We start from the raw sequence: 23,568 nt of genomic DNA, 5'->3' as shown, positions 1-23,568 counted from the left end.
CCATTGACGGGGTCACGCTGGCCACGTCCAAGGCGCCGTTGTTCGGGGCGGCCAAGGTCACCGCTGCCCTCGGCGCGACCGACCCCGGCGACAAGACCGTGGTCGCCACCGGCTCGTCGGCCGATCGCACTGGCAGCTGCACGATCACCATCGGCCAGAACCCTGGCGGCGCCACAGCCTTCACCAAGCGCATCTGACCACCTCCCGGCAGGGCTTCGAGCGCTACCGGGGGTAGGCTCGTCATCACACGACAGGGGAGCACCACGCAGAGGTGCTGAGAGTGCGGATCCGCCGCAGACCCTTGAACCTGCACCGGTTAGTACCGGCGAAGGGAGTCACGATGAGTTCTGCAACCACGTCCAAGCCCACGTTCGACGTGCACTACCGCACGATCGATCTGGTCACCATCACCACGCTGGGGGTGGCCTTCGGCGTCATCTTCTGGGGTTGGGGAAAGCTCTACGAGCCGCTCAGCGGTCTCGCGGTCTTCTCCTACCCGCCCAGCAGCGCACTGCTCGGCGGCGTCTGGCTGAGTGCCGGTGTCGTCGGCGGACTGATCATCCGCAAGCCCGGAGCGGCGTTCGCGACCGAATTCGTCGCGGCCGCGGTCTCGACGTTCATCGTTGGCGGCACGCAGTGGGGATTCAGTGTCTTCGCCTCGGGCTTCTGGCAGGGGCTCGGCGCCGAGCTGATCTTCCTGGCGTTCTTCTACCGGCGCTGGGGCGTCGTGGCGGCCGCTCTCTCGGGAGCATTGGCCGGTGCGCTCGAGTCGTTCTACGAGTGGCATGCCTACATTCCGGACTACAGCTTCGGAGCCAAGCTCGCCCACCTGGGCTTCTTCGTCCTCTCGGGCGTCGTGGTTGCGGGCGTGGGTGGCTTCTTCCTGGTCCGTGCTCTGGCCGGAGCCGGGGTGCTTGACGCCTTCGCGGCCGGTCGCGAGCAGGTCGCCGAGGTCTAGGTGTCACTCGGCGAAGCTCGCTTCCGCGGCTTCACGTGGCGCCCACTGGGGCGACGCGATCCCGTTGTCGCCGGGCTCGATCTCACGATCGGGGCCGGCGAGCGGGTGCTGCTGATCGGTCCGAGTGGAGCCGGTAAATCGACGCTGTTGCATGCGCTCGCGGGCGCCCTCGGCACCACGATCGCCGGTGAGCTCGGCGGCACCGCAGAGGTCGACGGGCGGCTGGGGCTTCTCCTGCAGAATCCGGCCGACGCGATCGTCGCCGAGCGCGTGGGTCGGGATGTCGCCTTCGGCCCCGAGAACGCCGGGATGCCGCGCGACGAGATCTGGTCGCGCGTCGACGAGTCGCTGGCTTCGGTCGGCCTCGCATACGGCCGGGAGCACTTCAGCTCCGCCCTGTCGGGCGGCGAGCAGCAACGGCTGGCGCTGGCGGGAGTGCTGGCGATGCGCCCCGACCTGCTGCTCCTGGACGAGCCGACCTCGATGCTCGACGCGGAGACAGCCACCGGTGTGCGCGACGCGATCGTGTCGGCCGCTGGTGACCGGACGCTGGTGGTCGTCGAGCACCGCATCGACGGATGGCTCAACCATGTCGACCGGGTCGTCGTGCTCTCGGGCGGCGGGAACATCGTCAGCGATGGGAGCGTCAGGTCCTTCCTCGACGGACCGAGCCCCGCCGGTGTGTGGATGCCGGGGATGCCGCCTCCGTCGCCGCTGGACGTCCCGGCGCATCTGGTCCGTCCCGAGTCCGAGCCGTTGACGATCTCGGCAACCGACGTCGCGGTCGAGCTGGTGACCCGAACACTCCGCGGCACCCAGCGCACCCGAGCCCTGAGCGGGCTCACGGCAGAGGTCTCTCCTTCGATGACGACCGCCTTCACCGGCCCGAGCGGTGCGGGCAAGTCCACTGTGCTCGCCGTCCTGGGAGGGCTGGTCAAGCCGAGCTCGGGCTCGATCACGCCGGACCTGCACCGTTGGCGCTCACCGCGGCTCGCCGCTGCGGTCGGCTGGGTTCCGCAAAACCCTGAGCACGGCTTCCTCGCCACGACCGTCGGTGACGAGGCCCGCCGGACGGCGGACCGGCTCCACCAGCCGGTTGACGCCGGGGCCGTGCTCGAGATCTTCGGCTTGAGCCGGTTCGCGGCCGCCAACCCGTACCGATTGTCCGGCGGCGAGCAACGTCGACTGGCACTGGTCGCGGCCCTGGCTCACCGGCCGGGTGTGGTCCTGCTCGACGAGCCGACAGTCGGTCAGGATCCGGGCACCTGGGCGGCCGTCGTCGGGTGGATCGCCGCCGCACGATCTGCCGGTGCGACCGTCGCGCTGGCGACCCACGACGACGACCTGACGGCTGATGCCGAGCACCACATGAGTCAGGGGGTGCTGCGGTGAGATCGTGGCTCCTGAGGCTCAACCCGCTGGCACAGCTGTCGGTGGGGCTGTTCTCCCTGCTCGGGTCGTTCTGGATCCGCAGCCTGCCGGTGGCACTTGTCGCGTTAGGGGTGTACGTCGTGGCCGTCGTGCTGCTGGCGCCTGGATGGCGCTATCCGCTGGCCTGCCTGGGCTTCACTGGCATCGCGGCCGGCACGATCGTCTACTCAACGTGGCGGGTCGGGGGCCACGACGTGCAGGAGTCCCTCACCGCCGGGCTGCGGATCGTCGTGCTGGCGTGGCCGGGCTCGGTGATGGCCGGCTACGTCGATCCATCTCGGTTCGCGGACTACCTCGCCCAGACGCTGCGCTTGCCGGCCAGGCTGGTGGCGGCGTTCGGCGCAGCCCTGCAGAAGTTCACCGGATTCGGTCTGGCCTGGCAGCAGCTTGAGCGGGTGCGGAGGGCGCGCGGCTTCGGGCCCACCCGCAACCCCGTCGCCAACGGCCGCTACGCCGCCAACATGTCGTTCGCGCTGCTCGTCCAGGCGATGCGCGGCGCGACGTCGACCTCGATCGCGATGGACTCCCGGGGGTTCGCCACGGCGCACGATCGAACCTGGGCCGAGCCGGCCCCGTGGACCCGCCTGGACCACCTCGGGCTGGCGACAGCGGCGCTGCTCGGGAGCGCGCCGATCATCGCCCGCCTGCTGGTCTGAAGTCAGCCTCGCTGGTTCTCACCGAGCTCGTCGATCCGCGAGCTGAGCGCTCGGCCCGACTCGTACAACGGAGCGAGCGCGTGCCGTCGGTCCTCCAGCTCGTCCACGAAGGCGCCGACGGTGCGCCCGCCGCCAGCGGTGAGGAGGTGGAAGTGCGCCCGACCGGCGGTTGGCAACGGGAACTGAGAGACCGGCTCCGTCAGGCCCATGAGCACCTGAGCCATCGCGACAAGCGATCGCGCCGCCTCGGCGACCGTCTCGTGCTCGCCCGCGCCGACCGTGCCGCCACCCGAGCTGACGTACCGGCTGGCGGTGCCGTCGAGAAGCGCCACAGTGGTCACGACGTGCTGGGCGTGACCCAGCTCCATCAGGACACCGTGCACCCGGTCAGGATCGTCCTGATCGAGCCCGAGGTCGTCTGCGCCGACCTGCAGGGCCATGGCGCGCAGTGCGGCGCTCACCTCGGCCTCGCTCGACGGCCCGGACGGACGCGGCGCAGGTTCGGGACCAACCATGGTGGGGAGCCTAGGCGAGCACAGGTCTGGCGCGCGGGACGGTCGGCGTACTAGGGTGCGAACTAAGCAAGCGCTTACCAACTTTGGAGGTCTCATGCCACGCGTGTTCGACAGTCTCGACGACTTCAAGGCGGCCGCCGGGCAGGAGCTCGGCACGAGCGACTGGGTGACGGTCACGCAGGAACAGATCAACACCTTCGCCGACGCCACGGGAGACCACCAGTGGATCCACGTCGACCCCGAGCGGGCGGCGACCGGGCCCTTTGGCGGCACGATCGCGCACGGCTACCTGACGTTGGCTCTGCTGCCTGCCTTCGGTGAGCAGATCTACGCGGTCAACGGGCTGGCGTTCGGCATGAACTACGGCGCCAACAAGGTGCGCTTCCCGAGCCCCGTTCCGGTCGACTCCCGCCTGCGGGCCACCGCAACGCTCAAGGAGACCTCCGACATCGCGATCGGCACCCAGTGCATCGTCAGCTTCGTGATCGAGATCGACGGCGGCAGCAAGCCGGCGTGCGTCGCCGAGGTCGTCTTCGTCATGGCTGGTGCCTGAGATGGACTTTGGCCACGACGCCAAGACCATCGACCTGATCGGCCAGATGGAGTCCTTCATGGACGAGGTCATCTATCCGGCCGAGCCCGTCGCCCACCAGCAGATGCAGGATGCGATCACGCAGGACACCTGGGCGCCGCCTGCCGTGCTGGAAGAGCTCAAGGCCGAGGCGAGGAAGCGCGGCCTCTGGAACTTCTTCCTGCCCGGCGACGAGGGTGCAGGCCTGACCAACCTCCAGTACGCCCCCCTGGCCGAGATCACCGGCCGCAGCATCCAGCTCGCGCCGGCAGCGGTCAACTGCGCCGCACCCGACACCGGGAACATGGAGGTGCTGCACATGTTCGGCAGCGCCGAGCAGAAGAAGCAGTGGCTCGATCCTCTGCTCGCCGGCGAGATCCGGTCATCCTTCGCGATGACCGAGCCCCGGGTCGCCTCGTCCGACGCGACGAACATCGAGACGTCGATCCTCAAGGATGGTGACGACTACGTCATCAACGGCCGCAAGTGGTGGATCACCGGCGCGATGAACCCGAACGCCAAGATCTTCATCGTGATGGGCAAGACCGATCCCACCGCAGAGCGCCACCGCCAGCAGTCGATGATCCTGGTCGAGCGCGACACCCCCGGATTCAACATCGAGCGCGGGATGCACGTGTTCGGCTACAACGATCGCGATCATGGCGGTCACGCCGAGATCTCGTTCAACGACGTCCGCGTGCCAGCGAGCAACCTGATCGGCGCCGAGGGTGAAGGCTTCGCGATCGCTCAGGCGCGACTCGGACCGGGACGGATCCACCACTGCATGAGGTCGCTGGGGATCGCCGAGCGAGCCGTCGAGATGATGAGCAAGCGCGCGCTGGATCGGGTCGCCTTCGGCAAGCCGATCGCCGACCAAGGTGTGGTTCGCGACTGGATCGCCGAGTCTCGCGTGCGGATCGAGCAGCTTCGGCTGCTGGTCCTCAAGACCGCCTGGCTGATGGACACCGCCGGCAACCGCGGTGCGCACACCGAGATTCAGGCCATCAAGATCGCGACGCCGCAGACGGTCGAGTGGATCCTCGACAAGGCAATCCAGGTGCACGGTGCCGGCGGCCTCAGCCAGGACTTCCCGCTCGCCGAGTGGTTCGCGGGCATCCGCACGCTGCGATTCGCCGACGGGCCCGACGAGGTGCACAAGAACTCGTTGGCGCGCGCCGAGCTCAAGAAGCACCACTGACGATGGATGTCTCGGGCGCGAAGGCAGTCGTCACCGGGGCGGCCGGCGGGATTGGTGCGGCCATCGCGCAGCGTCTGCTTGAGGCCGGTGCGTCTGTCGTGATGGGCGACCTCGACGGCCGCCGGCTCGCAGCCACGGCTGCGCGACTCGAAGCCGAGCACCCGGGACGGGTCGACCACGTCGCGGGTGACGCTTCGGAAGCCGAACACATCGCGGCGCTGATCGCTGCCGCCGATGAGGTCGACGCATTCTTCGCGAATGCGGGCGTGTTCACCGGCTTCGGCCTCGATGCGACAGATGGCGAGTGGGCATCGTCGTGGGACGTCAACGTCAAGGCGCACGTCGTGGCGGCTCGGGCGCTGGTGCCCGGCTGGCTGGAGCGCGGTGCCGGCTGCTTCGTCAGCACCGCATCCGCTGCCGGTCTGCTGACGCAGCTGGGCTCCCCGACGTACTCGGTGACGAAGCACGCCGCCGTGGGTTTCGCCGAATGGCTCGCCGCCACCTACGGCGACCGCGGCGTGCAGGTGTGCTGCCTGTGCCCCATGGGAGTACGCACGGACATGCTCGTGGCGGGGGAGGAAGCAACGCAGGGTGATGCGTTGCTGGGACGGCAGTCGGTCGTCAGCGCGGGAGCGACGCTCGACCCCTTGGAGGTCGCCGACGTCGTGCTCGAGGCGGTTGCGGCGGGAACATTCTTCGCCCTGCCGCATCCCGAGGTCGGCACGATGTATGCCCGCAAGGCCGCCGACACCGACCACTGGATCACCGGCATGCAGCGCTTTCGAACATCCCTGGAGTCTCCTCCGCCCGGCTGACCGGGAAGCTCAACGGGTGGTGATGGCCTCGGCCAGGATCTGGGCCATGCCCGCGTAGCCATGGTCGTTGGGGTGGAAGTGGTCCGCCGACAAGCGCCCCTTCCAGCTGCGCATCAGCGGGGTGCGGAACTCGGCGAGCCGGATGTGGCCGGTGGCCGCGGCCTCGTCGAGCTGCCGATTGAACTCCAGCGATCCGGGGCGTCCGCCGGGCTGTGTGGCGACGACTGCGCCTCGCGGCAGCCGGGGCAGGAGCTCGGCGAGCCGGCCGGGCAGCCCCGCACGCCACCGTCGGCTGAACAGGTCGTTGCTCCCGATCACGACTGTCACGAGGTGCGGCGCGACCTCCAGCGACTCCATGGCCGGGAGCTGCCGCTCCAGCAGGTCTGCGACGCGTCCGCCGGAGACCGACAGGTTGACCAGCCGGTGGCCGGGGAGGAACTCGGCGAGCTGTCCGGCCCACCCTCGGTCGTGCGAACTTGCGCCGATGCCCTGGGCCATCGAGTCACCCAGTGCGAACCACAACGGACCTGACGACGCGAGCGCCGCGCGGTTGTCCCGCTCCCACGCATGGGCGTACGGCTCGACCTGCTCCTGCACCTGTCGCACCCCTCGGTGGAACCGGCTCGCGAAGGCGATCACCGGGCCGTTGGGGCGACCGCTCAGGTTGGAGTAGTCGAACGAGGTGTCAGGCACACCTCCAGTGAATCAGGGGCTGCAGGACGTCGCCGGTCGAACCCGTACGCTGAGCGAGTGCAGCACCCCCGAAAATTCGCGGTCCTGGTGATCGGAGAAGCGCTCGTCGTCATCGCGTACCTGCTGGCCGTCGTCGTGACCCCCGACCCCTCGCTGCGGTCGCCTCTGCGTCTCGCTGCGGTTGCAGGCGCGGCCATCATCGCCGTGACGCTCTATCAGGCGTGGTCGGTCACGCCGACGGCAGCCAGTCTCGCGGGGATGCTGGCGGCGCTGCTCGGTGGCGCGTCCCTCGCGGCGACCGCCGTCTCGGCCACTGGCGACCGGGTCTTCGCGAGCACCCCGGTCGCGACACTCGGGACTGCTGCACTGGTCGTGGCAGTCATGCTCGAGCAGGTCTCGCGAACCCAGAACGAAAGGCCGACCCCATGATCGAGCTGTTGACGCCCACCCAGGTCGAGGAGATGCGGCCCGCGGGCAGGTTCGTCGCCTCAGTCCTGACCGCGCTCTCCGACGCCGCCGATGTCGGCGTCGACCTGTTGGAGCTGGACGCGCTGGCGCACCAGATGATTCGCGACCGCGGTGCAGAGTCCTGCTACATCGACTATCACCCCTCATTCGGCGCGATGCCGTTCGGCAAGGTCCTGTGCACCTCGGTCAACGACGCTGTGCTGCACGGCCTGCCGCACCCGTACAAGCTCCGCGACGGCGACCTGGTGAGCTTCGACTTCGCCGTGTCGGTCGACGGCTGGGTCTGCGACTCGGCACTGACTGTCCCCGTCGGCACCCCCCGCGAGGAGGACGTACATCTCGTCGCCCATGCGCAGGAGGCGCTCGACGCCGCGATCGCGGTGGCCCGCCCCGGCAACAAGGTCGGCGACATCTCCGCAGCGATCGGCGCGGTCGGACGTTCGCACGGCCTCAAGATCAACACGCAGTTCGGCGGACACGGGGTCGGCCGGACGATGCACGGCGACCCGCACATCCCGAACGACGGCAAGGCCGGCCGCGGCTTCCCGCTCAAGCCTGGCCTGGTCATCGCGATCGAGCCGTGGTTCCTGCACACGACCGACGAGATCCGGATGGACGACGACGGCTGGACCATCCGCAGCGCGGACGGCTCGCGGGGTGCCCACGTCGAGCACACGATCGCGATCACCGAGGGAGATCCGATCGTGATGACCGCCCGCGACTGACTGAGCAGGACGCTCAGGCGAAGCCCGGTGGTCGTCGCTCGTACCAGGGCGCGGCCGCCTCGACCTGCGCGCTCAGACTGAACAGCGGTCCGTCCTGGCCCGGCAGGGTGGCCAGCATGATGCCGATCGGCAGGTTCTCGGCCGACCAGTGCAACGGCAGGCTCGCCGCCGGTTGCCCGGTCATGTTGTACAGCGCCGTGTACGGCGTGAACAACAGCTCACGGTGGTGGTCCGTCGCCGGGTCGCCAGACTCGTTGAACCACTCCACCGGTTGCGGGGGCAGCGCCAGCGTCGGGGTCAGGAACGCGTCATATGACTGCAGGTCTGAGATGACCTGGCGGGTCGTGAGCTCGAGGAACTGCAAGGCTCGGGAGAGGTCGACCGCGCTCGCAGCCCGACCGCGTTCGCGCCAGTAGCGGGTGTTGGGCCGCAGCAGCGCATCGGCGTCGGGAGGAAGCGCCGCGGCCGCGATGCCGCTGGACCAGATGACGTTGAACTGCGGCTCGAGCGCTTGCGGGAACGGGTTCGCGATGTCGATGACCTCATGCCCCAGCGACTCCAGCAGAGCGCTGGCGGACTCCCAGGCGGCAATCGCGTCGGGGCCCGGAGCGATCCCCTCGAGGTGGGTCGCGGACCATCGGGCGATCCGCATCGGACCGGGTGGACGGTCCACCCACTGGGAGTACGGCACGGGCGGGTCCGGAAGCGGGCGCACGTCGCCGGGCATCGGATGAGCGATGGCGTCCAGGAGTGCGGCGGCGTCTCGGACGCTGCGGGCGAGTGGGCCGTCGCCGGCCAGTCCGCTCCAGTCCGAGCCGAGCGGCCCGGCGCTGACCCGACCGCGGCTGGGCTTGAAGCCGAAGATCCCGCACGCGCTGGCCGGTATGCGGATCGATCCGCCACCGTCACTGCCCTGCGCCAGTGGGATGAGCCCCGCGGCGACGGCCGCCGCAGCCCCGCCGCTCGAACCGCCGGCGTTGCGGCTCGTGTCCCACGGGGTGCGGGCCGGACCGACGAGATCGTTGTCGGTGTAGGACGAGAGTCCGAACTCCGGGGTGTTGGTCTTGCCGAGGCTGATGAAACCGGTCTGCTGCATCAGGTCCACGACGTGGGCGTTGGCCGGCGGGTCGAACTCGCGCAGGAACACCGAACCCATCGAGGTCGGCGTACCAGCAGTGGGGGTCAGGTCCTTGAACGCGGTCGGTACACCGGCGAAGGCTGGGGCGGTGCCGGCGGCCAGGTGGCGGTCGGCCTCGGCAGCCTTCTCGAGGGCGAGCTCGGCGGTCACCGTGATGAACGCGCCGAGGTCATCCGCGTGGCGGTCGATCCGGTCCAGGTGGTGTTGAACGAGCTCGACCGACGAGACCTCCCGGCTCCGGAGGGCGGAAGCCTGGGCGACGGCGTCGAGGTGGTGCAGCTGGGTCATGCACTGAGCCTAGGCCTGTGCGCCGACGCCTAGAATCAATGCGTGGCCACCCCCAAAGTCTTGTTGTTCTACGGTTTCGCGCCGTTGGCCGATCCCGACGCGATCCGGCTGTGGCAGCTCACGCTGTGCCAGTCTCTCGGCGTGCGTGGGCGCATCATCGTCTCGAAGGACGGCATCAATGCGACCCTCGGCGGGGACGTCGTGCAGCTCAAGAAGTACGTGCGGGGCACGCGGGCCTACGCGCCCTTCAAGGACATCGACTTCAAGTGGAGCCAGGGTCGGGCGCTCGAGGACGGCACGACGGCCGACTTCCCGCGGCTCAGCGTCCGGGTCCGTGACGAGCTGGTCACGTTCGGAGCGCCCGCCGAGCTCGAGATCGACGAGACCGGTGTCGTCGGCGGCGGCACGCACCTGAGCCCGGCCGAGCTCCACGCCCTCGTCGAGTCCAAGGACGTCGTCTTCTTCGACGGCCGCAACCAGGTCGAGTCGGCGATCGGTCACTTCACGGATGCTGTCCGACCGCCGGTGGAGACGACCCGCGAGTTCATTGCGGCGCTCGACAGCGGCGCGTTCGACCACCTCAAGGACCAAGCCGTGGTGACGTACTGCACCGGCGGGATCCGGTGCGAGGTCCTCACTCCGCTGATGCGCAGACGTGGGTTCCAGGAGGTTTACCAGCTGGACGGCGGCATCGCGGCCTACGGCGAGGCCTTTGGTGACGATGGTCTGTGGAAGGGCTCGCTGTACGTCTTCGACGACCGGATCACGATGGACTTCTCCGATCACGCTGCACTCGTTGGCACCTGCGACACGTGTGCCGCCGCGACCAATCACGTCGAGGACTGCGGAGACGTGTCGTGCGTGCGTCAGATGGTCAGGTGCCAGACGTGCGGGGCCCGCGACGACCTGTGCTCGCGCCACGCAATGGCCGGCTGATAGCCCCCATGGGCTGCGCACGCAGACGGCTGTCAGCCGCGATTGAGAGCCGCGTCACAGGGTAAGGCTTTTCACATGTCCACCAACGAGAAGTCCTCCTCGGGTCCCGAGCTCGGCCGCATCACCACTGACATTCCGGCGCGGATAGACCGCCTTCCGTGGTCGAGGTGGCACTGGATGGTCGTGATCGGCCTCGGCACAGTGTGGATCCTGGACGGCCTCGAGGTGACGATCGTCGGCAACTTGTCGGCAGTGCTCAAGGACGGCGACACCGGACTGGGCCTGTCGAGCTCCGATGTCGGCCTCGCCGGCGCGATCTACGTCGCTGGAGCGTGCCTAGGCGCGCTGTTCTTCGGTCAGCTGACGGACAAATTCGGTCGCAAGAAGCTGTTCATCATCACGCTGCTGGTCTACACGGCAGGGACCGTCCTGACGGCCTTCTCGATGAATCCGACGTGGTACTTCGCCTGCCGCTTCCTGACCGGAGCCGGCATCGGAGGTGAGTACGCCGCCATCAACTCAGCGATCGACGAGCTCATTCCTGCCAAGTATCGCGGTCGGATCGACATCATCATCAACGGATCTTTCTGGGTCGGCGCAGCCGCCGGATCACTGCTGACGATCCCGCTGACCGACCCGACGCTGGTCAATCCCGAGTTCGGCTGGCGGTTCGCGTTCGCGCTGGGAGCCATCCTCGCCTTCGGTGTGCTGTTCGTTCGCAAGAACGTCCCCGAGAGCCCGCGGTGGTTGTTCATCCACGGCCGCGACGAGGAGGGCGAGCAAATCGTCCGGGGCATCGAGCAGCGGATCGAGCGCGAGGACGACGTGACGCTGGACGGAGTGGACGAGACAATCACGATCCGCCAGCGCAGGACGATCGGCATGGGAGAGATCGCACACACGGTGTTCGCGCTGTATCCCAAGCGCACAATCCTGTGTCTGTCTCTCTTCGCCGGGCAGGCCTTTCTGTACAACGCATTCTTCTTCACCTACGGCGACTCCCTCACGACGTTCCTCGACGTCAAGCAGACCGGTTGGTACATCGCCGCCTTCGCGGTCAGCAACTTTGCGGGAGCGCTGCTGCTCGGGCCGCTGTTCGACAAGGTCGGCCGGATCCCGATGATCGCGGGCACGTACATCCTGTCCGGCGTTCTGCTGGCGGCGGCCGGGACCATGCTCGGGGGGCTCTCGGCGGTCACCCTCACGGCATTCGGGATGGTGATCTTCTTCTTCGCCTCGGCGGGGGCAAGCGCGGCCTACCTGACCGCGAGCGAGGTCTTCCCGATGGAGACGCGGGCGCTGTGCATCGCCTTCTTCTACGCGGTTGGCACCGCGATCGGCGGCATTGCCGGCCCGTTGTACTTCGGTCACCTGATCGATGCCGCCACCAAGTCCAAGGACATCACCGGAATCGTCCCGGGCTACTACCTGGGTGCAGCGCTGATGATCGGCGCAGGCATCGTGGCGATCTTCCTGGGTGTCAAGGCCGAGGGAAAGGCGTTGGAGAACATCGCCAAGCCGCTGACGGCCGAGTGAGGTCGCCGGCGTGACGCGATGCTCGGCACGAGATCGAGGTCAGACCGACTGCTGAGCCATGAGTCCGCGGCGAGAGGGGCGGGCCTGAGAAGTCCTGCTCTCGTTGTCCCGAACCCGCGGCTCGTAGCTGCGGTGGAAGATGGCGCCGACAAGCTCGCGCCGACTCCGCACGCCAGTCTTCTCGAAGATGTTCCGAAGATGGGCCTGCACCGTGCCCATCGCAATGCCCAGCTGGTCGGCAATCACCCCGGTGGACCGGCCCTGCAGGACGCTGCTGGCCACTTCCTGCTCACGGGAGGTCAGCCCATAGGCGCGCAGCAGCAGGCCAGCGAGGTGTGCTGGCTGAGGCTCGTCGAGGATCACCGACACCTGTCGTGGACCGTCGGGACTCACCAGAGCAGCGCCACGCAACAGGATCCACTGGCCACCAGGTGAACGCACGCGTGACTCTGCTTCTCCGTCCGCGCTCCGCAACGCCTGACCGGCCACAGCGAGGACACTTGCCGGCGGATTGTCGACCGTGCCGCCCAGACTCGCGAGCCAGTCGGTGGCGGTGACGGTTGCCGAGTCGATGAGCAGTCGGCGGTTCAGGACGACCAGCCCGGGAGCGTGCGGCAGGTCCGGCTCCAGGGCCTGCCCGACCAGCAGGCCGTATCTGGCTCCCGCTGCCAGACGCGGGGCGATCTGCCGAAGCGCTCGTATCTCGGAAGGCGCAAAGGCAGGCCGTCCCACCTCCCGATACAGGCCGATCACCCCCCACGACTCCTGATCGCGGGTACGCAGGGCCACGAGCAGCTCCTGACTGCAGCCGAAGGGCTGCATCTCCTCGTGGAACTTGCGGGACAGCTCAGGTCTTCCGCCGGTGGCGTCGTGCAGCGTGCCGGATCCGCTCGAAGACAGCAGAACTTCACTCATCGAGTTGTAGTCGCCTTCAGCGTATTCACGGCCCAGCCACTCAGCGGGAATCTCTGGCAGCCCCTCTTGGAAGTGACTGGTCGTGAGCAACGACTCCGGGTCGACGGTGAAGAAGCAGGGAGATTCGAAATGCGGGACTGCGTCGGCCAGCAAGGGCGCCGCCTGCCGCCAGAGCTCCACCAGATCGAGGCCCGCGCCCGCCACGGAGTCCAGCCGCTCCATCGCCCGCGCTGGCGTGCCCATCCCCAAGACATACCAGAAATGTGCAATGGTCGGGCTCGCGTCACTGCCTCATCGTGGAACCATGAAGACACGAATCATTCGCGCCGGAGACGGCGAGATCCTCGGCTCCCCGCTTGGGTGCCGTGATCGTTTCCTGATCGATTCCAAGGACTGGGGCGGCAACCTGGCGGTTGTCGAACACCTGCTGGCCCCACGTTCCATCGCTGCTCCCATGCACCGCCACACACTCGAGGACGAATTCAGCCTGATCCTGCAGGGTCGGGTCTGGTACGTCACAGCCGGTGAGGAGCACGTCGCAGAGGTCGGCGATCTCGTGTTCAAACCACGAGGAGAGTGGCACACGTTCTTCAACGCGTCGGACAAGCCTGCTCGCGTGCTGGAGCTGATCTCACCGGGTGGTCTGGAGGAGGCGTTCCGGATCATCGACACCGCGCCGGAGGATCTCGACCTCGGCCCGCTCGTCGAACCGTACGGCTGCGAGGCCGACCTCGACGCCACCATGCCCTACATCGAGAAGTACGGGCTCACGTTCGGCTAGAACCGACGCATGTCCGACCCCGGCGGCGCAGCCGGCGGGGTCGGCCTGTGTGTGGGCGCCGACATCGCTCACTGTGCCGGGGCAGCCGACCCCGGAATGAAATCGCTATGGAGGAAGTTGATAACATCAGACTCAAGTCAGTTGACACCCATTCTTGATGTCTCCAAAGCACCCAACAGCAGGAGGAAGCACCATGGCCAGAGCGGTCGGAATTGATCTGGGCACGACCAACTCGGTCGTTGCCGTACTCGAAGGTGGCGAGCCCACCGTCATCGCGAACGCCGAAGGAGCACGTACGACCCCCTCGGTCGTCGCCTTCGCCAAGGACGGCGAGATCCTCGCTGGCGAGGTCGCCAAGCGTCAGGGCGTGACGAACGTCGACCGCACGATCCGTTCGGTCAAGCGCCACATCGGCACGGACTGGTCGACGGAGATCGACGGCAAGACCTTCAACCCGCAGCAGATCTCGGCGTTCATCCTGCAGAAGCTCAAGCGCGACGCCGAGGCATATCTGGGTGAGCCCGTCACCGACGCGGTCATCACCGTCCCGGCGTACTTCAACGATCACCAGCGCCAGGCGACCAAGGAAGCCGGCGAGATCGCCGGTCTCAACGTGAGCCGCATCATCAACGAGCCCACGGCGGCCGCGCTGGCGTACGGCCTGGACAAGGGCGACGACCAGACGATCCTCGTGTTCGACCTCGGCGGCGGCACGTTCGACGTGTCGCTCCTGGAGATCGGTGACGGCGTCATCGAGGTCAAGGCCACCAGCGGTGACAACCACCTCGGTGGCGACGACTGGGACGAGAAGGTCGTCGACTGGATCGTCGCGAAGTTCAAGAGCTCGACCGGCCTGGACCTGACCAAGGACAAGATGGCGATGCCGCGCGTCCGGGAAGCAGCCGAGCGCGCCAAGATCGAGCTCTCCAGCTCGTCGTCGACGTCCATCAACCTGCCGTACATCACGGTCGACTCGGACAAGAACCCCGTGTTCCTCGACGAGACGCTGACCCGCTCGGAGTTCGAGAAGATCACGCACGATCTGCTCGAGCGCACCAAGGCGCCGTTCAACAGCGTGATCAAGGACGCCGGCGTCGAGCTCAGCGCGATCGATCACATCGTCATGGTCGGCGGCTCGACCCGCATGCCGGCGGTCTCCGAGCTCGTCAAGACCCTCACCGGTGGTCGGGAGCCCAACAAGGGCGTCAACCCCGACGAGGTCGTCGCGATCGGCGCGAGCCTGCAGGCCGGTGTCCTCAAGGGCGAGGTCAAGGACGTGCTCCTGCTCGACGTCACCCCCCTGAGCCTCGGCATCGAGACCAAGGGCGGCGTCATGACCAAGCTCATCGAGCGCAACACCACGATCCCGACCAAGCGGTCCGAGGTCTTCACGACGGCCGACGACAACCAGCCGTCCGTCCAGATCCAGGTCTACCAGGGTGAGCGCGAGATGGCGGCGGGCAACCAGCTGCTGGCGACGTTCGAGCTCACCGGGCTCCCGCCCGCACCGCGCGGCGTCCCGCAGATCGAGGTCACCTTCGACATCGACGCCAACGGAATCGTCAATGTGTCGGCCAAGGACCGCGGAACCGGCAAGGAGCAGTCGATGACGATCACCGGCGGCTCGGCACTGTCCAAGGACGACATCGACAAGATGGTCAAGGACGCCGAGCAGTACGCCGAGGACGACCGTCAGCGGCGTGAGCAGGTCGAGACGCGCAACCAGGCTGAGTCGCTGTCCCACTCCACCGAGAAGTTCCTCGCGGAGAACGGCGACAAGGTCGGTGACGAGGTCAAGACCGAGGTGCAGGCCGATCTCGATGCTCTCAACGAGGCCCTCAAGGGCGAGGACGCGGCGGCCGTGCAGGCTGCCGTGACCAAGCTCGGCGAGTCCAGCTCCAAGATGGGCGAGGCGATGTATGCGGCCGCCGCTGCCGACGCCCAGGCCGCCGGCGACGAGGCCGGCGCACCGTCGGACTCCGCCGATGACGACGGCGACGTCGTCGACGCCGAGATCGTCGACGACGAGCCGACCGAGGGCGAGGCCAGGTGACGCCCGCCGATCCCGACCCGGGACGCCACGAGCCCGACGTGGGCGAGGAGCTCGACGAGGAGTTGGCCGAGCTGGCTGAGGAGACTCAGCCGGCCGGCCCTCCGGCCGAGCCCACGCTCGAGGCGCAGCTCGCGGAGCGTACGGCTGACCTGCAGCGACTGCAGGCGGAGTACGTCAACTACAAGCGACGGGTCGACCGTGACCGCGAGCTCGTCCGGGCCCAAGGCGAAGCCGCTGTGCTGCAGTCGATGCTGACGGTGCTCGACGACATCGCCCGCGCCGCAGACCACGGCGAGCTCCAGGGTGGTTTCAAGGCCGTCGCCGACGCGCTGCAACAGGCGGTGGGCAAGCACAAGCTCGAGTCGTTCGGCGCCAAGGGCGAGGCCTTCGACCCCTCGCAGCACGAGGCGGTGTTTCACGCCGGCGAGTCCGGAGAGGTCGACACCACGACCGTCGACACGGTCATGCGGACGGGCTATCGGGTGGGCGAACGGATCCTGCGGCCCGCGACGGTCGGCGTGGTCGACCCCGCGAGCGAGGTTGCTGCGCCAGAATCAGAAGATGTCCTGACGGACGAAGCCCCGGACGAGTAGTCCGTGACGGCGACGAGACAGAGAGGAGGGGTGTGATCGATGGCAGCCAGTGACTGGGCGACCAAGGACTTCTACAAGGTCCTGGGCGTCAAGAAGGATGCGTCGCAGGACGAGATCAAAAAGGCGTACCGCAAGCTCGCGCGCGAGAACCACCCCGACTCAAATCCGGGCAACGGTGCCGCCGAGGAGCGCTTCAAGGGCGTCTCTGAGGCGTACGCCGTGCTCTCGTCGAAGGACAAGCGCAAGGAGTACGACGAGCAGCGCTCGATGTTCGGTCAGTTCCGGGGCGGCAATGCCGGATTTCGCCCCCCGGGCGGCCCCGGTCAGCCCGACTTCGACGTCAGCGACCTGCTCGGTGGCCTGTTCGGTGGGGGTCGGGGACGTGCGCGCCAGCGTCAGCCCCAGGCCCGCAAGGGTGACGACCTCGAGACCGAGGCATCGATCACCTTCCAGCAGGCCGTCGAGGGGGCCACCCTCCCGCTACGGATGACCAGCGACGAGGCGTGTGCCAACTGCCACGGAACCGGGGCCAGGCCCGGCACCGTGCCGAAGGTCTGCACCAAGTGCCAGGGAAGCGGCATGCAGACCGGCGCTGCCGGCGGCGTGTTCGCGATGACCGAGCCGTGCGACCAGTGCCGCGGACGCGGACTGGTCGTCGAGCACCCGTGCGAGGTGTGCCGCGGCTCCGGCCGAGCGCCCTCGAGCCGGACGCTCAACGTCCGGGTCCCGGCCGGTGTCAAGGATGGCCAGCGCATCCGGCTCAAGGGCAAGGGCGGCAAGGGCGATGCCGGCGGTCCGGCGGGCGATCTTTTCCTCGTCGTGCACGTCGAGCCGCACCGGCTGTTCGGGCGCAAGGGTGACCACCTCACCATCACGGTCCCGGTCGCCTTCGACGAGCTCGCCCTCGGCGCACAGATTCAGGTGCCGACGCTCGACGGACCGCCCGTACGACTCAAGATCCCGGCGGGCACGCCAAATGGTCGAACGTTCCGGGCCGGTGGCAAGGGCGCCGTGCGCAATGCGGGCGGTCGCGGCGACCTGCTGGTGACGGTCGAGGTGCAGGTGCCGACTGAGCTGACCGACCAGGCCAAGGCCGCCGTCGAGACCTTGCGTGACGCCAGGGGTGCGACGTCGCCGCGCGATGATCTGCTCGAGGTCGCGACATGATGTCGGACCCGTTCAGCCCTCCAGGGCCGGAAGCCAAGGTCTTCGTCATCAGCGTGGCGGCCGAGCTGTCGGGCCTGCACCCGCAGACCCTGCGGACGTACGACCGGCTGGGGCTCGTCGCCCCGGGACGAACCGGCGGCGGCGGGAGGCGCTACTCCCTGCACGACGTCGAGCTGCTGCGCACTGTGGCACGGCTGACTGCCGAGGGCCTGGGACTGGAAGGCGTGCGGCGGGTCATCGAGCTGGAGAACCAGGTCCTCGCACTCCGCGCGCGGGTCGCCGAGCTGCAGGCCGAGGTTGCGGCAGCAAAGCTCCCGCAGAACCTGCCGGCGCTGATCGCCGACCAGCACGTCGTGATCTGGAGCAAACGGCGCCGCTGACCTGGAGGCAGTCCGGGCGATAGATTGGGACGACGCTTCCGTCGAGCAAGGATGATCGTGGTGTTCCAGAAGATTCTTGTCGCCAATCGTGGAGAGATCGCCATTCGGGCGATTCGCGCTGCCCACGAGCTGGGCTCGTCGACCGTCGCAGTCTTCCCGTACGAGGATCGTGGCTCAGAGCACCGAGTTCGCGCTGATGAAGCCTACGAGATCGGCGAGCGGGGACATCCGGTACGCGCCTATCTCGACCCCGACGCGATCGTCGAAGCGGCGGTGCAGTGTGGCGCTGACGCGATCTATCCCGGCTACGGCTTCCTGTCGGAGAACCCGGATCTCGCCGAGGCCTGTGAGAGGGCGGGGATCACCTTCATCGGTCCGTCCAAGGAAGTCCTCGAGCTGACCGGCAACAAGGCTTCCGCGATCGCTGCGGCCAAGGCCGCCGGTGTCCCGACGCTCAGCTCGGTCGAGCCCTCGGCCGACGTCGACGTCCTGCTCAAGGCATCGGACGTCCTGACCTTCCCGCTGTTCGTCAAGGCCGTTGCCGGCGGCGGAGGGCGGGGCATGCGACGGGTGGACGACCCCGCGAAGCTGCGCGAGTCGATCGAGGCGGCGATGCGTGAGGCGGACGGAGCATTCGGTGACCCCACCTGCTTCATCGAGGAGGCCGTCGTCGACGCGCGTCACATCGAGGTGCAGGTGCTGGCCGACTCGTTCGGCGGCGTCGTGCACCTGCGTGAGCGGGACTGCTCGGTGCAGCGACGGCACCAGAAAGTCGTCGAGATCGCCCCAGCGCCCCACCTCGACCGCGACATTCGTATGGCGATGTGTGCCGACGCGGTGAAGTTCGCCCGCTCGATCGACTACTCGTGTGCCGGGACGGTCGAGTTCCTGCTGGGCCCCGACGGCCGCTACGTCTTCATCGAGATGAACCCGCGGATCCAGGTCGAGCACACCGTGACCGAAGAGGTCACGAATGTCGACCTCGTGCAGGCGCAGATGCGGATCGCCGCGGGGGCCACCCTGGCCGATCTCGACCTGGCTGACCAGTCCACGATCAAGGCGCGGGGTTTCGCGCTGCAGTGCCGCATCACGACCGAGGATCCGTCCAACGACTTCCGTCCCGACACCGGCACCATCACGTCCTACCGGTCGCCGGGCGGCCCGGGCGTCCGGCTCGACGGTGGTACGACCTACACCGGCGCGGTCATCGGCGCCCACTTCGACTCGATGCTGTCCAAGCTGACCTGCCGCGGCCGCGACTTCGAGGCGGCCGTGACGCGGGCGGAGCGTGCGCTGGAGGAGTTCCATGTCGGTGGTGTCTCGACCAACATCCCGTTCCTCAAGGAGCTGCTCGCCAACGACGACTTCCGTGCCGGGCGCGTGACGACGACATTCATCGAGGAGCACCCTGCGCTGTTGGAGGCACACGGAGCGTCGGATCCAGCCGGCAAGATCCTGTCCTGGCTGGCCGATGTCACGGTTAACAAGCCTCATGGCGCCGCTCCGACCCTCGTCGACCCGCGGAGCAAGCTGCCCGACGTCGACCTCTCGGTCGCGCCGGCGGACGGGTCCCGCCAGCTGCTCGCAGAGCTCGGCCCCGAGGGCTTCGCCGCGGCGCTGCGGCAGCGCGACACCGTCGGCGTCACCGACACGACGTTCCGTGACGCGCACCAGTCGCTGCTGGCGACTCGCGTGCGCACGCGCGACCTGGTTGCGGTCGCGCCATACGTCGCACGCACGACGCCGCAGCTGCTGTCGATCGAGGCCTGGGGGGGAGCGACGTACGATGTCGCACTGCGCTTCCTCCAGGAAGATCCGTGGGATCGCCTCGCCGCGATGCGCGAGGCGGCGCCCAACATCTGCCTGCAGATGTTGCTGCGCGGTCGCAACACCGTCGGCTACACGCCGTACCCGACCGAGGTGACGGACGCCTTCGTGCAGGAAGCCGCTGCGACCGGTATCGACATCTTCCGGATCTTCGATGCCCTCAACGACGTGGACCAGATGCGGCCGGCGATCGAAGCGGTGCGGGCGACGGGTACGGCCGTCGCCGAGGTCGCGCTCTGCTACACCGGAGACCTGCGCGATCCCGACGAAAAGCTCTACACGCTGGACTACTACCTGCAGCTCGCCGACCGGATCGTCGAAGCCGGCGCACACGTGCTGGCGATCAAGGACATGGCGGGACTGCTTCGCGCTCCCGCCGCGCGGACGCTCGTGCTGGCGCTGCGTGATCGCTTCGACCTGCCGGTGCACCTGCACACCCATGACACCCCGGGTGGCCAGCTGGCGACCCTCGTTGCCGCGATCGATGCCGGCGTGGATGCCGTCGACGTGGCGAGTGCCGCGCTGGCCGGCACCACCAGTCAGCCGCCGATGTCGGCGCTGGTGGCGGCGACCAATCACTCCGACCGGGTGACCGGGCTGGACATCGACGCGGTGAACGCGCTCGAGCCGTACTGGGAGGCCACCCGCCGTCTCTACGCCCCGTTTGAATCCGGGCTGCCTGCCCCGACCGGGCGGGTCTACCGCCACGAGATCCCGGGCGGCCAGCTGTCCAATCTGCGTCAGCAGGCAATCGCGTTGGGCCTGGGCGAGAAGTTCGAGCAGATCGAGGACATGTACGCCGCGGCGAACGACATCCTGGGCAACGTTGTCAAGGTGACGCCGTCGTCCAAGGTCGTCGGCGACCTCGCTTTGCACCTCGTCGCGGTTGGCGCCGACCCGGCTGCGTTTGCCGACGATCCGGCATCGTTCGACATCCCCGCCTCCGTCATCGGCTTCCTGTCCGGTGAGCTGGGTGACCCGCCAGGCGGGTGGCCCGAGCCATTCCGGGCCAAGGCGCTGGAGGGCCGCGCAGTCAAGCCTGCGGTCACCGAGCTGACCGTCGAGGATCACGAGGGGCTGGCCACCGACCGACGTCACACCCTCAACCGCTTGCTGTTCCCCGGTCCGACCAAGGACTTCGACGCAGCGCACCTCGAGTTCGGTGATCTGTCGGCCCTGCCGACCGGTGCATTCCTGTACGGGTTGCGGGGCGGTGACGAGATCGAGGTCGAGGTGTCGGAAGGCAACCTCCTGCTGTTCGGCGTCGAGGCCATCGGGGACGCCGACGAGCGTGGACTCCGCAACGTCCTGGGCACGATCAATGGTCAGCTTCGGCCGACCGAGGTCCGCGATCGCTCGGTCGACTCCAAGGTCGCGACGGCCGAGAAGGCAGAAGCCGGCAACCCACAGCACCTCGCTGTCCCGTTCGCTGGCGTCGTGCATGCTTCGGTCGCCGAGGGCGACACGGTCGAGGCCGGCCAGACCGTCGCGACGATCGAGGCCATGAAGATGGAGGCCTCGATCACCGCCCCCACCTCTGGAACGGTGAGCCGGTTGGTCATTTCTGACCCGCGTCAGGCCGAAGGTGGTGACCTGCTGCTCGTCCTGGACACGGCGTAGGCGTACGCGCTGTTCTCTTGATCTTCACAGGTTCTGGCGGCGCCATTGTGCCGTTCGCGTGTGACGATGGAGAGGCGTGGTTAGTTCCGGCGGTCAGCCTCAACGGCACGTGGTCGAGCAGCGCGGATGGAGCGGTTGATGACGCAGGGAGCCCCGATTGACTCCGTTTCGCAGGATCGCTACGTCAGCCACTTCACCGACCTGATGCAGGACGTCAAGGATTCTGGGCTGCTGGAGCGCAGGCACGGCTATTACTGGTGGCAGATAGGTGTCCACGTCGCGGCCTTCTTCGCCATCTGGGTGGGGTTCTTCCTGCTCGGCAATTCCTGGTTCCAGCTGATCCTCGCCGCACTGCTGGGCGTCATCGTGACGCAGTTCGGATTCCTCGGCCACGATGCGGCGCACCGGCAGATGTTCACCTCGTCGGCGTGGAACTCCTGGACGGCGCGCATCCTGGCCGGCGCCTTCGCCGGCCTGAGCTTCGCGTGGTGGCGAGCCAAGCACAACATGCACCACAAGGCCCCCAACCTGGAGGGCTACGACCCGGACATCGGTCCAGGCGCGATCGCGTTCACCCCGGGCGTCGTTGCCCAGCGCACGTCCGGCTTCGCCGGCTGGTTCGTGCAGCGCCAGGGCTGGTTGTTCTTCCCGTTGCTGACGCTCGAGGGGCTCAACCTGCACGCCGAGAGCATCCGGGCGGCGCGCGACACGGAGTCCAACCAGCCGTGGCGGCGGGTCGAGCTCTTTCTCGTCGTCACCCGACTCGCCGCGTACGTCGCGGTGCTGTTGGCATTCCTGCCGCTGGGCAAGGCTGCGGCATTCTTTGCGATCCAGATGGCAGTGTTCGGCTTCTGCCTCGGAGCGTCCTTCGCGCCGGCGCACAAAGGCATGCCGATCATCCCCCCGGAGATGAAGCTCGACTTCTTGCGCCGTCAGGTCATGGTCTCGCGCAACGTCAGGGGCAATCCGGTCGTCGACTGGGCGATGGGCGGGCTCAACTACCAGATCGAGCACCACCTCTTCCCGAACATGCCGCGCTGCAACCTCAAGAAGGCGCAGCCGCTGGTGCGGGCCCACTGCGAGCGCGAAGGCATCGACTACATGGAGGTCGGGCTGTTCCACTCCTACGCGATCGTCGTGGACTATCTGAACAACGTCGGCCTGCGGGCGCGGGACCCGTTCGACTGCCCGTTGTCCGCACAGCTGCGCGCCCCCGACGCCTGACAGCACGGTGACGCGGCCCTACGGTGGGAGCGCGATCACGTCGGCCGAACCACCAGAGAGAGTGATGTCCTGATGCGTGCAGTCACCTGCGCCGAGTTCGGCGGACCCGAGGTACTGACCATGACCGATGTTCCCGATCCCGAGGCCGGTCCAGGCCAGGTCCGGGTCGCAGTGTCGGCGATCGGCGTCAACCGATTCGACGGCAAGGTGCGCTCGGGCTCGATGGAGTCGATGTTCTCCACGCCACTGCCGAAGGTGCTCGGTCTCGAGCTGGTGGGGGTCGTCGACCAGACCGGTGAAGGCATCACGGACGTCGCGGTCGGCGACCGAGTCGCGGGCTGGGCGGTGGGAAATCCCGGCGCGTACGCGGAGCGGGCGCTGATGACGACCTACGCGCGCGTGCCGGAGGGGGTCAGCGACGAGGTCGCGGCTGCGGCGCCGGTCGCCACGGAGGCGGCTCGCCGGGTGCTCGATGCTGTTGGCGTCGAGCGGGACACCGCGGTCGTGATTCACGGAGCGAGTGGCGGGGTCGGCGCCATAGCGGTTCAGCAGGCGGTAGCCCGCGGGGCGACGGTCTTGGCGACCGCATCGGCCGCACACCACCAGCGGCTGCGCGCCCTCGGGGCGCTGCCGATCTCATACGACGCCGGGTGGGCCGATCGAGCCGCCGCCCTCGTGCCGTCGGGCATCCAGGCCGTCGTCGACACGGCTGGCCGGGGGCTGCTCCCCGAGTCGGTACGGCTCGTGGGCTCGGCAGACCGCGTCGTGACGATCGCCGATCCCGACGCCGACGAGCTGGGAGTCGAGTTCAGCTCTGCGGCCGACAATCGCGCCGACCTGCTGGCCGACGACCTGGCCGCCGTGGAACGCGGCGACCTTGAGATCACGGTCGCGCACGTGCTGCCGCTGGCCGAGGCCGCCGAGGCCCACCGCATCATGGATGGCGGACACGCCGGTGGCAAGGTCGTGCTGCGGCCCTAGCCGGATCTAGTTGATCTGACGGTCCTGACCCTCCCAGTAGGGCTGGCGCAGCTTGAACTTCTGCAGCTTGCCGGTGGCGGTGCGTGCCAGCTCCTCGCG

At 68.1% G+C, this 23,568-nt stretch carries 23 protein-coding genes and 1 riboswitch; of the genes, 19 read left to right on the top strand and 4 right to left on the bottom strand.

Annotation, left to right across the window (positions count from 1 at the left end; genetic code table 11):
• The 4 genes from WB461_RS02640 to WB461_RS02625 form a co-directional block, all read left to right on the top strand.
• Positions 1-197 (top strand): hypothetical protein (locus WB461_RS02640; protein WP_423851169.1); only part of this gene is annotated, 197 nt, incomplete at its 5' end.
• Positions 198-242: 45 nt separating this feature from the next.
• Positions 243-351, top strand: a riboswitch (TPP riboswitch).
• Positions 341-958: an ECF transporter S component gene (locus tag WB461_RS02635; RefSeq protein ID WP_423851168.1), complete on the top strand. Its 618-nt coding sequence runs from the start codon at positions 341-343 to the stop codon at positions 956-958. (Overlaps the previous riboswitch by 11 nt.)
• Complete coding sequence (locus WB461_RS02630) at positions 959-2,350, top strand: ABC transporter ATP-binding protein (RefSeq protein ID WP_423851167.1); 1,392 nt, start codon at positions 959-961, stop codon at positions 2,348-2,350.
• Positions 2,347-3,045: an energy-coupling factor transporter transmembrane component T family protein gene (locus tag WB461_RS02625; protein WP_423851166.1), complete on the top strand. Its 699-nt coding sequence runs from the start codon at positions 2,347-2,349 to the stop codon at positions 3,043-3,045. Before WB461_RS02630 ends, WB461_RS02625 begins: the two co-directional genes overlap by 4 nt.
• A gap of 2 nt (positions 3,046-3,047) precedes the next feature.
• Here WB461_RS02625 and WB461_RS02620 read toward each other — a convergent pair whose 3' ends face one another.
• A complete protein-coding gene (locus WB461_RS02620) occupies positions 3,048-3,560 on the bottom strand; it encodes a hypothetical protein (RefSeq protein ID WP_423851165.1) in 513 nt (170 codons plus the stop codon).
• A 94-nt stretch (positions 3,561-3,654) separates the two neighbouring features.
• On the opposite strand from WB461_RS02620, the gene WB461_RS02615 reads away from it, so the two are divergent.
• Genes WB461_RS02615 through WB461_RS02605 form a run of 3 tightly spaced genes read left to right on the top strand, consistent with a single transcriptional unit; the run spans position 3,655 to position 6,144 of the window.
• A complete protein-coding gene (locus WB461_RS02615; protein ID WP_423851164.1) occupies positions 3,655-4,113 on the top strand; it encodes a MaoC family dehydratase in 459 nt (152 codons plus the stop codon).
• Between the two features lies 1 nt (position 4,114).
• Positions 4,115-5,329: an acyl-CoA dehydrogenase family protein gene (locus WB461_RS02610; RefSeq protein ID WP_423851163.1), complete on the top strand. Its 1,215-nt coding sequence runs from the start codon at positions 4,115-4,117 to the stop codon at positions 5,327-5,329.
• A 2-nt stretch (positions 5,330-5,331) separates the two neighbouring features.
• A complete protein-coding gene (locus WB461_RS02605; protein ID WP_423851162.1) occupies positions 5,332-6,144 on the top strand; it encodes an SDR family oxidoreductase in 813 nt (270 codons plus the stop codon).
• 9 nt (positions 6,145-6,153) lie between these two features.
• Here the strand turns inward: WB461_RS02605 and WB461_RS02600 are convergent, their stop codons facing one another.
• On the bottom strand, positions 6,154-6,837 hold the full coding sequence (locus WB461_RS02600) for an SGNH/GDSL hydrolase family protein (RefSeq protein ID WP_423851161.1): 684 nt from the start codon (positions 6,835-6,837) through the stop codon (positions 6,154-6,156).
• 57 nt (positions 6,838-6,894) lie between these two features.
• On the opposite strand from WB461_RS02600, the gene WB461_RS02595 reads away from it, so the two are divergent.
• Together WB461_RS02595 and map are read left to right on the top strand one after the other, a co-directional pair.
• Positions 6,895-7,266 carry a hypothetical protein gene (locus WB461_RS02595; RefSeq protein WP_423851160.1) on the top strand — a complete coding sequence of 124 codons (372 nt, stop codon included), beginning with the start codon at positions 6,895-6,897 and terminating at the stop codon, positions 7,264-7,266.
• Positions 7,263-8,030, top strand: a complete 768-nt coding sequence (gene map, locus WB461_RS02590; protein ID WP_423851159.1) for a type I methionyl aminopeptidase — start codon at positions 7,263-7,265, stop codon at positions 8,028-8,030. The genes WB461_RS02595 and map overlap by 4 nt, the downstream gene beginning before the upstream one ends.
• A 13-nt stretch (positions 8,031-8,043) precedes the next feature.
• Here the strand turns inward: map and WB461_RS02585 are convergent, their stop codons facing one another.
• Positions 8,044-9,456, bottom strand: a complete 1,413-nt coding sequence (locus WB461_RS02585) for an amidase (protein ID WP_423851158.1) — start codon at positions 9,454-9,456, stop codon at positions 8,044-8,046.
• 42 nt (positions 9,457-9,498) lie between these two features.
• Here WB461_RS02585 and WB461_RS02580 point away from each other — a divergent pair, with 42 nt between their 5' ends.
• Together WB461_RS02580 and WB461_RS02575 are read left to right on the top strand one after the other, a co-directional pair.
• A complete protein-coding gene (locus tag WB461_RS02580) occupies positions 9,499-10,392 on the top strand; it encodes a rhodanese-related sulfurtransferase (protein WP_423851157.1) in 894 nt (297 codons plus the stop codon).
• 75 nt (positions 10,393-10,467) lie between these two features.
• Positions 10,468-11,928 carry an MFS transporter gene (locus tag WB461_RS02575; RefSeq protein WP_423851156.1) on the top strand — a complete coding sequence of 487 codons (1,461 nt, stop codon included), beginning with the start codon at positions 10,468-10,470 and terminating at the stop codon, positions 11,926-11,928.
• A 39-nt stretch (positions 11,929-11,967) separates the two neighbouring features.
• Here the strand turns inward: WB461_RS02575 and WB461_RS02570 are convergent, their stop codons facing one another.
• Positions 11,968-13,086 (bottom strand): helix-turn-helix transcriptional regulator, encoded by a 1,119-nt coding sequence (locus WB461_RS02570; protein ID WP_423851155.1) that lies wholly within the window; start codon positions 13,084-13,086, stop codon positions 11,968-11,970.
• A gap of 61 nt (positions 13,087-13,147) precedes the next feature.
• Here WB461_RS02570 and WB461_RS02565 point away from each other — a divergent pair, with 61 nt between their 5' ends.
• From WB461_RS02565 to WB461_RS02530, 8 genes are all read left to right on the top strand, one after another.
• Entirely contained in the window at positions 13,148-13,624 is a 477-nt protein-coding gene (locus WB461_RS02565) for a cupin domain-containing protein (RefSeq protein ID WP_423851154.1), read from the top strand.
• A 193-nt stretch (positions 13,625-13,817) separates the two neighbouring features.
• The gene (gene dnaK, locus WB461_RS02560) at positions 13,818-15,677 is read left to right on the top strand and encodes a molecular chaperone DnaK (protein WP_423851153.1); all 1,860 of its coding nucleotides are present in this window, start codon (positions 13,818-13,820) and stop codon (positions 15,675-15,677) included.
• Complete coding sequence (locus WB461_RS02555; protein ID WP_423851152.1) at positions 15,674-16,270, top strand: nucleotide exchange factor GrpE; 597 nt, start codon at positions 15,674-15,676, stop codon at positions 16,268-16,270. The genes dnaK and WB461_RS02555 overlap by 4 nt, the downstream gene beginning before the upstream one ends.
• A 39-nt stretch (positions 16,271-16,309) precedes the next feature.
• Positions 16,310-17,437: a molecular chaperone DnaJ gene (gene dnaJ, locus WB461_RS02550; protein ID WP_423851151.1), complete on the top strand. Its 1,128-nt coding sequence runs from the start codon at positions 16,310-16,312 to the stop codon at positions 17,435-17,437.
• Positions 17,437-17,817 carry a heat shock protein transcriptional repressor HspR gene (locus tag WB461_RS02545; protein WP_423851170.1) on the top strand — a complete coding sequence of 127 codons (381 nt, stop codon included), beginning with the start codon at positions 17,437-17,439 and terminating at the stop codon, positions 17,815-17,817. Before dnaJ ends, WB461_RS02545 begins: the two co-directional genes overlap by 1 nt.
• A 60-nt stretch (positions 17,818-17,877) precedes the next feature.
• On the top strand, positions 17,878-21,264 hold the full coding sequence (locus WB461_RS02540; RefSeq protein ID WP_423851150.1) for a pyruvate carboxylase: 3,387 nt from the start codon (positions 17,878-17,880) through the stop codon (positions 21,262-21,264).
• Positions 21,265-21,402: 138 nt separating this feature from the next.
• Positions 21,403-22,488, top strand: a complete 1,086-nt coding sequence (locus tag WB461_RS02535) for a fatty acid desaturase family protein (protein ID WP_423851149.1) — start codon at positions 21,403-21,405, stop codon at positions 22,486-22,488.
• 72 nt (positions 22,489-22,560) lie between these two features.
• Positions 22,561-23,469 carry an NADP-dependent oxidoreductase gene (locus WB461_RS02530; RefSeq protein WP_423851148.1) on the top strand — a complete coding sequence of 303 codons (909 nt, stop codon included), beginning with the start codon at positions 22,561-22,563 and terminating at the stop codon, positions 23,467-23,469.
• Positions 23,470-23,568: the final 99 nt, after the last annotated feature.

Source organism: Aeromicrobium sp., from assembly GCF_049587115.1.
Taxonomy (GTDB): Bacteria; Actinomycetota; Actinomycetes; order Propionibacteriales; family Nocardioidaceae; genus Aeromicrobium.
The sequence above is the reverse complement of the archived record's forward strand: the minus strand, read 5'-3'. Positions and strand labels throughout refer to the sequence as shown.